Origin of the sequence: Bacteroides sp. BFG-637, assembly GCF_024793605.1 — a bacterium.
In the GTDB taxonomy this organism is placed as follows: Bacteria; Bacteroidota; Bacteroidia; order Bacteroidales; family Bacteroidaceae; genus Bacteroides; species Bacteroides vicugnae.
Window position 1 is genome coordinate 2,567,309 of record NZ_JANUPD010000002.1, and the last position, 12,127, is coordinate 2,579,435.

Genomic DNA, 12,127 nt, shown 5'->3' on the forward strand with positions numbered 1-12,127 from the left:
TGAATCATTTAACAGAGTATGAACCATTAAAAAGTAAAGACAATGAAAAGATTTTTGGGATTGGTCGCCCTGTTTGTGGGCGCAGTCATGTGCGCAAGTGCACAAGTGAACGATACGATACAGCGGGTTGCGGGCAACGACCTATATCAGGGGATTACACGGAAGTTACCCTACCGGCAGATGGTGACTCCCCACGGGGTACAGGTGACGTTTGCCAAGACGGTGCATATCATCTTCCCCTCGGTGGTGCGGTACGTGGATTTGGGAAGCAATTGGATCATAGCCGGGAAAGCGGACGGTGCGGAGAACGTGATCCGTGTGAAAGCGACAACCGAGGGGTTTCCGGGGAAACGAATTTTTCCGTTATCTGCGAGGACGGAAGTTTCTATTCATTCAATGCCCGGTATGCGCATGAGCCGGAGATGCTGAACATCGAGATGAAGGATTTTTTAGAGAACGAGGACACGACGGACTTTTCGCATACCCGCATGAACATCCATTTCCGGGAGCTGGCAGGCGAAAGCCCGCTCTTGGTGAAGCTGATCATGCAGAGCATCTACAAAGAGGACAGGCGGGAGATCCGGCACTTGGGCTGCAAACGCTTCGGGGTGCAGTTCCTCCTGAAATCCGTCCACTCGCACAACGGGCTGTTCTATTTCCACACGGAAACGAGGAACAGGTCGAACGTAGCTTTCCAGACGGACTTTATCCGGTTCAAGATCGTGGACAAGAAAGTGCCGAAGCGCACCGCCATTCAGGAACGGGTGATCGACCCGGTGCGCAGCTACAACGAGGTGCTGGTGACGGAGGGGAAAAGCGACGTGCGTACGGTGTATGCCGTCCCGCAGTTCACCATACCGGACGACAAGCTGCTGGTCATCGAGCTGTTCGAGAAGGACGGCGGCAGGCACCAGACCATCCGGGTGGAGAACGCCGACCTCGTGGCGGCAAAACAGATTAACGAACTGAAAATCAAATAAGAGATGAAAAGGTTACTGTTCATTATCCTGCTTTTCGGGGTGTGCCTGCATGTGAACCAGGCACACGCCCAACGGTGCTTACCCGGAATGAGGGGCATACAGCTCACGGGCGGGCTGTCGGACAACATGCGCTGGAAAAACGGCAACGGCTTCGGCTACCACGCCGGGATAGCGGTGAGCGCCTACACGAAGAACGCCCACCATTGGGTGGTCGGTGCGGAATACTTGGAGAAGCGGTACGGCTACCGGGACTGCCTCTATCCGGCGAGCCAGTTCACGGGCGAGGGCGGCTATTACCTGAACTTTCTTTCCGACCGGAAGAAGACGTTCTTCGCCGCGCTGGGGCTGTCCGCCCTTGCCGGGTACGAGACGGTGAACTGGGGCGAGAGCCTGCTGCCGGACGGCTCCCAGCTCACGAATGAAGACAATTTCATCTACGGGGGTGCGCTGACGCTGGAGCTGTCCGCCTACGTGACGGACAAGATTGTCTTGCTGTTAAACGGTCGCCAACGGGTGCTGTTCGGAGGTGATTGCGGGAAGTTCCACACGCAGGTCGGCGTGGGAATACGTTTTATGATTCGATAACAACTGATTGATTGCAAAGTATATGAAAAAGATAATCTATCAAATGCTCACGGGCTGCTACATCGTGGCCGCCCTCGTGCTGGTCGCAGCCTGTAATGACGGGCTGGATATTCAGACGAAATACCCGTTCACGGTAGAGAAGATGCCCGTCCCGAAGAAGCTGAAGGTGAACGAGACGGCGGAGATACGCTGTGAATTGAAGCGGGAAGGGCGTTGGAAAGATGCGGATTACACGATCCGCTGGTTTCTCTATGACGGGAAAGGCACGCTCAAACTGGATGACGGCACGGTGCTGCTGCCCAATGAGCGTTACCCGTTGGAAAAAGAACTGTTCCGGTTGTATTTCACCTCGTTGTCGGACGAGCAGAGCAGCTTGAAGGTGTGGGTAGAGGACACGTTCGGACAGACGGTGGAAGTGGAGTTTTCATTTAATAATGATAATTCGGAAAGAGAGGGAGAGAGATAGCAGTGATGGAGTATTCGAAATATTTGGGAAGCAACAGGAGTGACGAGAAGTACACGCCTCGTTATGCGGTGCTGCCGATCATCAAGTACCTTTCCCAAAAAGCAAGGGTATGGTGTCCGTTCGATACGGAGCACAGCGAATTTGTACTGGCATTGAAGGAGCACAAGTTTAAAGTCGTTCATTCCCATATTTGCACGGGACAGGACTTTTTCGAGTATGAGCCGGAACGTTGGGATGTAATCGTTTCAAATCCTCCGTTCAGTAACAAGCTGGCGGTATTCGAGCGTTGCCTTGGTTTCGGCAAACCGTTCGCCCTGTTGATGTCAAACTTCTGGCTGAATGATTCCGCTCCCTGCCGGCTGTTCAAGGACAAAGAACTGGAATTGTTGCTGTTCGACAAACGGGTACAGTACAATGACCTGAACAGGGTGCCGTTCGGTTCGAGTTACTTCTGCCACAGGGTGTTGCCGAAGCAAATTATCTTTGAGAACCTCACGGTGGAAAAGAAATTGAGCCGGATGCATAATGATATGGATGAAATTGTGAAATCATTAACCAAATGTAGAGATAAAATAGAATGGAAGAAAAAATGAAACAAGTTCCCTTGGAATTCATATGCAGGCACGACCGCACGGCGGAGGTCTGCCGTGCCGCCGTTGAAGAGGACGGCTGGCAGCTGGAGAACGTGCCCGAAGAGATGAAGACACCGGAACTGTGCCGGAAGGCGCTGGAAACGGAAGCGGGATTCGGGAACGACTTCCACCGGGGGCTGGTTCAGCATATCCCTTTTGCGGAGGTGTGCATGGAGGTGCTGAAGGAGTGCCGGGAGAATAACCCGGAAGAACTCTACGGGGTGGCGGTGGCTATCCGCCCGGAGGTGATGAACGGCGAAATGGCGGACTTCCTGCTGCCGCTGGACGGCAGGTGTATCAGCATCCTGCCCGTGCACCTGCAAACACCGGAGCGGGTGCGGGTGGCGGTGGAAACGTCGGGAATGTCCGCCGTCGGGCGTGGCGGAGTGCCGAAAAGCCTGCTCACGCCCGAGGTGTATGTCAGGTGCGCCGCCCACAGCCGGGAGTCGCTGATGATGATCCCGTGGGCGGAACGCTCGCCGGAGGTCTGCCTGATGGCGAAGACGCTGTACCCGGACATAGTGAAGAATCACCCGGAGTTCGTGCCGGAGAGCGTGCATAACCAAGACAGCATCTACACGCTGAACAGCCTGATGGAAAGCCTGACGGGGGAAAAGTTCAGCTACCGGCAAATGACGGACTTCTACAACGGGAAGCCGCTGAATGTGAAACGGATGGAGACGCCGGGCGGCGTGCAGAAGGACAAGTCGGTGAAGTTCGACAAGGAGACGGGGGGCTTCTCCTTCTCCGACATCCGGCAAGAGCGGAAACGGGGGCTGAAGATGTAGCGTGAGCCGATAAGGAACTCCGGACGGAGCGCATAGAAACCGGAATCCCGGCGCAAAGGTGCGGTTTGCCGTAAAAGGCGACCCACACCTTTTGTTTTTTTTGTTAAAACTTGCTAAAATTTTAACATTTTTATTCACTCAATCATGACTTAATGCCAATTTGTTAAATATTTCGTTAATATTTTCGGGCTGTAATACCCATCGAAATGCAGGATGAACTTCCCAATCGTAACCAAAATCTACAAATGAAGATGATATATAACGATTCTCTTCAAAATATTTTCGTTGAATTTCTCCTGATTCTACAATTTTTCTTGCTGTTAGAAAATTTATTTTATATAAGAATTGAGCTAATTCATTAGCAGAAGCTTTTCGTCCATTCTTGAAAATAAAATTTGTATGTTGTCTTATATTATTTAATTTTTGGATTAATTCTGCTGTTGTATAAATATACCCATCTGAAGCATTACGTTGTTTTTTAGTAGGTCTCATCCCGAATAGTAAATTTTCAATATTGGGTAGTTCTGATTTGTATTCATTAATAGTATCTTGAATTCTTCCTTGAGAATATTCTTCAAAAATAGCTTGAAAATGTTCAGTTTTTATTAAAGGTGAATTTGTTTGTTGGGCTTGTTGAGCTGCCAATGAACAAAGTTTAACAAGATCTCTTGGACGTTTCCTAATCAATGACATCAATATCTTATACATATAAACATTTTCCCATTTTCCTCTACCAGAAAAAGTAGATTCCATTACTCTTTCCAAATGAAAGCGTAAATGTAACTGAGGTGTTTTCATAAGAGTATTTTCATCTACTGAATCTCCGAAATAAGTCAATATACGTTTGATTAGTAAAACTAAAATTTCATGGTTAGTCCATTTACACCAAACAACAGAGCCTTCAATTTTATCTGTTGATTCATCTGATGTTCTAACTAAATAATACACATCTGAACGCAAAGAAACCTTAAATAGGAGTCCTGAATTTTCATTAGATAAATCTCTGATAGCATTTAACAATGCTGATATTCTAATAATGTCTTCCTTTTTTCCTTCCCAACCTCTATCTAAATCATCTATATAAACAATAATTCCTTTTTTCTTGAGAAAATTATCAGTTAATATTTTTTGGCCTTCTGTTAATGAAATATTGTCTTTTGCTACATTTATAGTTTCGGATATAAAGGATATTAATTTTAATCCAAATTGCGTCAATTTACTGGTAGCTTTTTCATCATACAATCCAAATTCAGAAAAAACTTTTTCTCCTATTATTTTGATTAATCCATATTTCCATTGACGAATTCGTAGAAGAAAGTTTTCGTTGTTTTTACCCAATTCCGCAATATCATCAGGCTTGATCAAAATAGGTAAATTTCCAGCTTCCTTTTCTTCTGATATTGCTACCTTAAATAAGGCAGATTTTCCAGTTCCTTTATGTCCTACCAGAATCCGAAGTGGTAATTCTGCGGTAACCCGATCAAAAGTATCTTTCTTAAAATAATACTCTTTTAATCTTTCTATAGATTCACTTTCTGCATCTTCAAATCCAAAAAGCTTTTGTATTGTTTCATCATCAAAAACCATAGCTCTGTTCATATTTTATATTGACAATATATAATGAAATCGTAATAGCAATCGATTTCTAAGCAAAGATAGATATTTTAGGGACAACAAATTATATCAAAGATACTTGTTAGCAAAATTTATATTCTAACTATATCCAAACAACATAAATAATAACTTATACTTTTCTTGATTTATAAAAGAGTTAGCGAGCAAAAAGGGGGTGCTTAAAGCATCCCCTCGTCCATGTAGCTGAGGTAGGTGTCCTCGGTCAGTATGATGTGGTCTAAAAGCTGTATGCCGATTGCCTCGCAGCCTTTCTTCAACTGGCTGGTCAGGTTGTTGTCCGGCGTGCTCGCCACGGTCGAGCCGGAAGGGTGGTTGTGCGAGAGGATGATTCCCGAGGCATGGGAGACGAGAGCCGTCTGGAGGACGATGCGTATGTCCACCACCGTGCTGTTCATGCCGCTGCGTGAGACGCACGAAACGCCCAGCAGCCTGCCTGCGCCGTTCAGGTACATCGCCCAGCACTCCTCGTGGTGCTGCATACAGTCCTCGTAGAAAGTCTTGAGGATGTCGTAAGACTCCTTGGAAGAGTGGATTCTAACTCTCTTGGATGCGTCAGCGTCCTTGTAACTTACGGTGATTTGAGGGAAAGACAGTGTATTCATAATGCAAAAAATTAAAAGTGAAACATTTATTTTTTGCTTTGGGGCACGGGGAAAGAACGGACTTCATGCAAGGCTTTTGCGTGGAATACGACCCAAAGGTGTGGAGATTGTGCGCAAAACCGGCAGGTTCAGCCTTGCTACTTGTCCGTTTTTCCCCGTAGGTTTGCTAAAAAATGAGTGTGGAGCTTGGCTAAAAAATCCGGTGAGTCAAGGGGTTTCTTTTTGCTTCTTTGTCTTTTCCCGCCCACGGCTCACCGAAAGAAAAAGAAGTGCGTCCGAAAATGGGTCAATCCTTTCCCACGGGCGGGTAAAAAGAAGTCCGGGCGGATCGCTACCCGTCCCGGACTTCCGGCAATGAAACACAAGGGGGGGAATGTTATGGCGTGATTTCCCCCGTTGCGATTAGGTTTCCGTCCGAATAATACTCTATCTTCCCGTAGGTAAAGCCCATGTCGGGAATGGCTACGAAAGCGATATAGTCCGAATACTCCCTGCCTTTGAGGTTCTTCCCGACAAGGTTGTTGAATATCATGGGGATGCTGCAACCGTCCTCGCTGTGAAGGACGGTTCTCCCGTTCTGTCTGATTTCCCGCTTCCATGCCGTTTCTATGAAAAGTGTCCCGTCGATAAGGTACTCCCAATTATTCTTGTGGCTCTCGTCCGTGAAATACTCCTCGCTCTCGCAATACTCGCAATCGTCACGGCACGAGCGGAAGAAGTTTTCCAGACAGTCACGCATGAGTTCCTTGAAATTCCGTGTGTCGGGCGAGCGCATGAAGTCCATGAGGGGCTGCAAGATGATTTCGTCCGACACAACGCCCGTGAAGGGGCATTCGCAAGTGACGGAGATACGGCTCCTGCGTCTTTTCTTGCGGTCTTTCGTCCAATAGACCTTGGGCTTGTACAACTCCGCATGGAAGTTGTTATAGAGGTAAGCCAGCAAGCGGACGCCCGAAAGCCTTTCGGTCTCCTCCTCGTGTCCGGTATGGAAACGGTAAACGTATGTGCAACTGTCGTAACGGTAGTTGGTGCAGACAATGCGGAAAAGGTTGCAGAAGGCTTCGAGCGTGTCGCAGTTCTCGGAAGCATACGGGTAATCGTTTCCCTTGGCAAGCCAGTCGGTATAGGCTTTTTGACGGGCTTCGTCCTCCAGTTCCGCAATGCCGAATAGTGTATAGGTTCTCTGTACGGTTCGCATAAGTTTGAAAATTTGAAAGTTAAAAAATCGGTTTCTTTGCTATCTTTCTTTTCCGCCACGGCTCACGAAAGAAAGTAGCGGGCGGATTTCTCCGCCCTGCCTTTTGTCTTTAGGCTGCAATCTCTTCGGGTTGCGGTTGTTCCTCGGGTTGCGTTACCTTGCGCTCCCTTGCCCGTTCCTGCACCAATAGGACGGCTTTCTTTTCCTCGATGCGCTGGTGACGCTTCTCGTACACCCCGTTGTACTCCCTTTCGATGTTGGCGAGTTCCTCCGGCATGTGCCTGCGTGCGAAGTCAAGCAAGAGGGTCGCCACGGTGTTGTTCCCGTACGCTCCCTTGAAGTTGGCTACAAGGAAGTCCCTGCGGATGATGGTCTTCATCTTTACCGTGAGGTTTCCGATAATCCCCATCTTGTCCTCGTCCGTGATATACGGCTTGTCTTCCGCAATCCCCACGGCTGCGAAGTGTTCCTTCCGGAGCGAGGACAGAAGGAAGAAGTACAGCATCGTGTCTTCATCGGCACTGAACTTGCCGCCCGTGATGTCGGCTTCGAGAATCTGTTTCTTGGTGTCCTCCACCGTGCGTTCGAGTGCGATTTCCTTATTGCGCTTGTCCTGCTTCTCCAATTTCTCCACGGGAGAGAGCGGTGCGGGTACGGGCGTTCCGTCCGCTGTCTCGGTCTCTGTCACGTTCTCCACGTAACAGAATGTAATCTCCTTCTGCCCGATTTTGGCATAGACGGTGATTTCCCCGCTCCGCTCCTGCGGGTGATTTCCTCCTCCTGCTCCATGTAGTCCGCCCATTGCTGCTCGTAGCGGGTGCGGGCTTCCCCGTAGCGTTCGGGGTCGTTGAAATTTTCGGCTTTGGGTTCTTTGGGGCAGCTTGGAAAGGCGGTGTACCTGTCAAGGGTCTCCACCTCGTAGCCCGAAGCGGTTAGCCGTTCTACTACCGTCTCGTTGGCGGTGTAGCAGTCACGGCAGAGCGACACCTCCGGCTGGTTCCGCATGATTTGCACGGCTCGCTCCATGAGGAAAGAGGCGTTCATCTCGGCAAGACACGTGCGGTTGGCGCAATGCCCGCACCCGCCGTCATGGAACAACAGCAAGTTATTGGTGTTGTGTGCGCACGTGGCGCACTCGGCCTTGTCGAAGTGGTAGTATTGCAGGTCGGTGGTGAAGTTCTGTTCAATGCGCCTTGCGACATCGGCGGCTTTCAGTCCCCGCCAACTGTTATACGTTCCCTCGTCCTGCAAATGTTTCTCGTACACCTCACGCTGAATGTCCTCCCCGTATCGGCAGATTTCAGCCGCCACGCTGATGGTGATTTCATCCGCATCCAAGAGGGCGGCGATTTCGGGGATAAGGGCGGTGAATTTCAGCCGTGTGCGGATGTAGTTCTCGTTCTTTCCGAAGAGTACCGCCAAGGTCTGCACGGTGTGGCGTCCGCTCTCGATAAGCCGCTGATAGGCTGCGGCTTCCTCCACGGGTGTCACGTCCTTGCGCTGCAAGTTCTCGGTAATCGCCATTTCCTCGGCTTCCTCGTCCGACAACTCGGAAACGATTGCGGGAATTTCGTCCCTGCCCGCAATGACGGACGCACGGTAACGGCGTTCCCCGAAAACAATCCCGTAACGGTCTGTCCCGTCAACGGGGCGCACGGTGATGGGCTGCAACACACCCTGCCGCTTGATACTCTCGGCAAGCTCGTAAAGGCTCGTTTCATCGAAACGCTTGCGTGGGTTGAAACCGCTCGGCTGAATGTTTGCCAATGCTACCATCGTGATGTTTCTCTCTGCTGCTGATTGATTTGCTTTTGTCTTCATAATCCGTTTGTTTTTAAGTTGATTGTTTATTCTTGTTCTTTTTGATAATTTTTTCCGGTCGGGAAATCGGTTTCTTTGCTATCTTTCTTTCCCCGCTCCGGCTCACGAAAGAAAGTAGCGGGCGGAAAGTCCGCCCTTGCGGCTTACCTGCGGTTATAGCACACGTTCGCGAACTTCTTTTTCTGCTCTACCGCCCGTTTGAGGGTGTAGAACGTGCCGCCCACGGCTACCGAATCGTAATAGACCATCAGAAAAGCGGAGTTTTCCAAAAGGTAGTCGTTACGGCGTAGGAAACAGCCCTCGGTATATCCGTCCTGCAAGGTTACCACTTCATCGGCTTGCGCCAAAATGGTGTCATAACGCCGCTTGTCGGCTTGGGTGTACCGTTCGGCTTGTCCCTTGAAGGGTACAACGCATTTCAGCCGGATATGCGGGTATTCCTTTTTGAGGTTCAAGACCTCCTCTGCTGCGATAAGGTCGAAGCCCTCGCACATTCCCGACAAAAAGGTATGATAGCCTTTTTTGATACAATAACTCTCGATGGCTACGAACGTGTCGAACGCCACCTCTCTAAAGAGTTTCTCACGGTCTGTCGTGAATTTGGCTATACGGTTAGTACGGTGTCCCGAAAAAGCGACCGTTTTCTTTTGCAGCCACTCGTCCCGTTCCTGCCTGCACTGCTCCAACGTGGAGCGCAAGGTTGAAAAGAGTTCGCCGTTCAAATGCCTGTAATCATATTGATAATAAACTGTGCCTCTGAACGCTCCCAAACAGCATTTCAAATATTTTTCCTCTCCAAAACCTTTGGTAACGGATATTCCGTTTTCTGTCAATGTTCTTGTTTCCATATCGGTAAATTTTAGATGATTAAAAGAATGATTATCAGTACGAACATGAAGCCGACAAACAACCGCCACGCAAGGGCGAAAACAAGCCGTGCCACGAAGCCTAACAGAAGCAAAGTAGCGGATAGGGCAAAAAACTGCCCTGCGGTGGTGGTGAGGAAGTACACCGCCGAAGCCCAAAGGATTAGGCGGTAAACCAGTCTGTAAATGAATGTCGTTTTCATGTTCTCGGGTATTGTCGGGCGGAGGAATCCGCCCGTGGTTGTTTAATAGTTTCCTTTCGGGATATAGCGGTTATCGGCTATCAGCCGGAACGTGTCGTAATCAGCCGTTCCCCGATAACTTAGGGACAGTTCAAAATAGAGGTGTCCTTCCTCTATGTAGAAAGTGAAGCGCAAGCCGTTGCGGGTTATCGTCCCTTTTGAACGGTTGTTCCCTTCCCATCTTACGGGTTCATTCTTGATACTTTTCAAGAAATCGGCGACCTTTTTCGAGTTCTCCGCATTTTCTTGCTCCACCTGCCTGTATATCTGCGTGTAGTAGTTTATCCAATCGTTTATTTTCTTGGCGGTGAACACGCCGATATTGCACGGCTTTTCGTATTGGTTGCCCGCCCTTTCGATGTCGTAGCGGTTGACATATTCAAAATGCTCCATGTCGGCGGCTATCCTGTATTTGTTCTCTTTGTATATCTTGCACACATGGAAACGGATGCCGTTATACGTGAACTCTATGCGCACGCCGTAAAATGCGGGATATTCACCGCTCTCCACGTGGTAGCCGTATTCCGCTTGGGGTATGTACTTCCTTATCTCCTGCATGAGTGGAGACAGCTCTTTTTTCGCCCGTTCCGCTCTTTCGGTAAACATCGCATTAACGTTAAAGCCGTTAAATTCCTTTTCTGATAATGTTTTCATCGTCTTATGTCTTTAAGTGGGGCGGATTGCTCCGCCCGTTGGTTTATACTCTTGTTCCTTTGTTGTCCCGCTTAGGCTGCTGCGGGTTCGTTTACCGGTTCGGTTACCTTGTCGGCAATCATCTTCGCCGCCTTGTTCACGTCCCCCAATATCTCCACCAAAAAGGCGGGTTCTTCTCTTAGCTTGGTGAGCCAGTGCTTCAGATAGGCGGCGTTGTTCTCCTGCGGTGCGGCTGCGTAGCCGAAGAACGCACCGCAAAGGGCTGCGGTAAGTTCGGCGACAAGTTCCTCACGGGCATAGAGCGCATCCCCGAAGAAGCAGCCGAACGTGCGGTTCAGCCGCTGGGGGCTTCCCGTGCTGTGCGCCATCTCGTGCAGGAGCGTGCCGTAAAACTCCGCTCCCTGCGGGAACTGCTCACGCTGCGGGCAAACGATATGGTCGGAAGAGGGCGAATAGTAGGCACTGTCCGAATACTGCACCTTGATGGGGCAATACCAATTTTGCAGATAGACAAGTTCGTCCAACGCCTCGTAAATCATCCCGTCCGAATAATCTTCGGGTTGCTCCCCCTTTTTCATGCGCTCGTAGCGTTCGGGGTATTTCCCTGCAAAATCGGTCTGGTCGATGTTGAAGACGTTGTAATACTTCATCTGCGGGATGACCTTGTAATTTTCCTGCTCGGTTGCGGGCAGCTTGCGGTATTCCTCGTACTTGATTGTCTTTTTCGTCTCCTTGTGTACCACGAACTTGAACCAATAATAGACGGGAAACGAGCGTGCGCCCTTGCTGACGCTCAAGTCCTCTTCCTTCGCTTGGTTGAACGTGAGGAACACGGGCAAAGTGAATTTCATGAACTCGGTGTAGAACAATAACATCAAGACATTGCCGCCATTATAGAGCGTCCCTCTGATGTTGCGGGGCAAACCTTGTTCAAGGCTCGTTATCCACGGTTTTTGCCAATCCGTTTTCAGGCACTCGATTTTCTTTATCAATAACTCGGTGAACATCGGTGCAATTTTTTCGATGGTGCTGTTCGTTGTTGCCATAACTCACAAATTTTAATCGTTATTACTCTGTTTTCATCGCTTGTCGCCCCAACCATTTTTTTCCCTTGGCTGATTGGGAAGAACATTGACAATCATTGATAGCGGAAAAGGTGAATGGCAACCATCTGAAAAAATGGTAAATACTACCCGCAGGGTGGAGATTTTGCATTTTTTGCGGATTTGCTTTCACCTCCGCCTACCTTCGTCAATGTTTTTCCAATCAGCTTAGGGAAAAAATGCCCTGTCAGTCATTCCTGTCAATGGTCGGTTACTTGCCGGGTGCGGGAAAAAGAAGCCTTCCGGAGAGCCGGGAACGCCCGTTTCCCAAGGCAAGGACATACGTGCGGGAGAAGTATATGGGAGGACTGTCAGCTTCCGGCTTCCGGACAAGCACGGGGGGAACTCTTTCGGACGGGAGGGGGCACGGGAAGTTTCGGCGATAGCCGAAGCCCCGTGTGACGGCACGGACGGACGTGTTCCGTTTGTCCTTCCGCCCCGATGTCCGGTTTCGGCCATGCAGCCTGCCGGAGTGGTCGGCAGCGGACGCCGGGACGGGACAACCCGTGCGCCAAGGTGTAAGCGCAAGACAGTGAAAACCCTTTCACCCACGTT

Annotated in this window: 12 protein-coding genes and 4 pseudogenes; 5 read left to right on the forward strand and 11 right to left on the reverse strand. The window is 49.6% G+C overall.

Annotated features, from left to right (window positions below):
- Window positions 1-42: 42 nt before the first annotated feature.
- From traN to NXX38_RS10005, 5 genes and pseudogenes are all read left to right on the forward strand, one after another.
- Window positions 43-980 (forward strand): annotated as a pseudogene (gene traN / locus NXX38_RS09985) (conjugative transposon protein TraN).
- 3 nt (window positions 981-983) lie between these two features.
- Window positions 984-1,565 (forward strand): conjugal transfer protein TraO, encoded by a 582-nt coding sequence (locus NXX38_RS09990; protein ID WP_032532531.1) that lies wholly within the window; start codon window positions 984-986, stop codon window positions 1,563-1,565.
- A 22-nt stretch (window positions 1,566-1,587) separates the two neighbouring features.
- Window positions 1,588-2,031 (forward strand): DUF3872 domain-containing protein, encoded by a 444-nt coding sequence (locus NXX38_RS09995; RefSeq protein ID WP_032532532.1) that lies wholly within the window; start codon window positions 1,588-1,590, stop codon window positions 2,029-2,031.
- Window positions 2,032-2,036: 5 nt separating this feature from the next.
- Window positions 2,037-2,624, forward strand: coding sequence for a hypothetical protein (locus NXX38_RS10000; RefSeq protein WP_032532533.1), 588 nt, complete (start codon window positions 2,037-2,039; stop codon window positions 2,622-2,624).
- Complete coding sequence (locus tag NXX38_RS10005) at window positions 2,621-3,451, forward strand: hypothetical protein (protein WP_032532601.1); 831 nt, start codon at window positions 2,621-2,623, stop codon at window positions 3,449-3,451. Before NXX38_RS10000 ends, NXX38_RS10005 begins: the two co-directional genes overlap by 4 nt.
- Window positions 3,452-3,589: 138 nt before the next feature.
- On the opposite strand, the gene NXX38_RS10010 is transcribed toward NXX38_RS10005, so the two are convergent.
- From NXX38_RS10010 to NXX38_RS10050, 11 genes and pseudogenes are all read right to left on the reverse strand, one after another.
- The gene (locus NXX38_RS10010) at window positions 3,590-5,050 is read right to left on the reverse strand and encodes a P-loop ATPase, Sll1717 family (RefSeq protein WP_258979390.1); all 1,461 of its coding nucleotides are present in this window, start codon (window positions 5,048-5,050) and stop codon (window positions 3,590-3,592) included.
- Between the two features lie 194 nt (window positions 5,051-5,244).
- Window positions 5,245-5,688 carry a RadC family protein gene (locus NXX38_RS10015; RefSeq protein WP_004326124.1) on the reverse strand — a complete coding sequence of 148 codons (444 nt, stop codon included), beginning with the start codon at window positions 5,686-5,688 and terminating at the stop codon, window positions 5,245-5,247.
- A gap of 376 nt (window positions 5,689-6,064) precedes the next feature.
- The gene (locus NXX38_RS10020) at window positions 6,065-6,298 is read right to left on the reverse strand and encodes a hypothetical protein (RefSeq protein WP_258981914.1); all 234 of its coding nucleotides are present in this window, start codon (window positions 6,296-6,298) and stop codon (window positions 6,065-6,067) included.
- Window positions 6,287-6,886 (reverse strand): annotated as a pseudogene (locus NXX38_RS26740) (hypothetical protein); the annotation flags it as partial. The gene NXX38_RS10020 and the pseudogene NXX38_RS26740, both read right to left, overlap by 12 nt.
- A gap of 109 nt (window positions 6,887-6,995) precedes the next feature.
- Window positions 6,996-8,707 (reverse strand): annotated as a pseudogene (locus NXX38_RS10025) (ParB/RepB/Spo0J family partition protein).
- Between the two features lie 143 nt (window positions 8,708-8,850).
- Window positions 8,851-9,360 (reverse strand): SLOG family protein, encoded by a 510-nt coding sequence (locus NXX38_RS10030; protein ID WP_309569433.1) that lies wholly within the window; start codon window positions 9,358-9,360, stop codon window positions 8,851-8,853.
- Window positions 9,361-9,555: pseudogene (locus NXX38_RS26745) on the reverse strand (DUF3873 family protein); the annotation flags it as partial.
- 11 nt (window positions 9,556-9,566) lie between these two features.
- Window positions 9,567-9,776 (reverse strand): hypothetical protein, encoded by a 210-nt coding sequence (locus NXX38_RS10035; protein WP_080696111.1) that lies wholly within the window; start codon window positions 9,774-9,776, stop codon window positions 9,567-9,569.
- 42 nt (window positions 9,777-9,818) lie between these two features.
- Window positions 9,819-10,469 (reverse strand): hypothetical protein, encoded by a 651-nt coding sequence (locus NXX38_RS10040; RefSeq protein ID WP_032532539.1) that lies wholly within the window; start codon window positions 10,467-10,469, stop codon window positions 9,819-9,821.
- Between the two features lie 71 nt (window positions 10,470-10,540).
- The gene (locus NXX38_RS10045; RefSeq protein ID WP_032532540.1) at window positions 10,541-11,515 is read right to left on the reverse strand and encodes an ArdC family protein; all 975 of its coding nucleotides are present in this window, start codon (window positions 11,513-11,515) and stop codon (window positions 10,541-10,543) included.
- 225 nt (window positions 11,516-11,740) lie between these two features.
- The gene (locus tag NXX38_RS10050) at window positions 11,741-12,124 is read right to left on the reverse strand and encodes a hypothetical protein (RefSeq protein WP_196245570.1); all 384 of its coding nucleotides are present in this window, start codon (window positions 12,122-12,124) and stop codon (window positions 11,741-11,743) included.
- Between the last annotated feature and the right edge of the window lie 3 nt (window positions 12,125-12,127).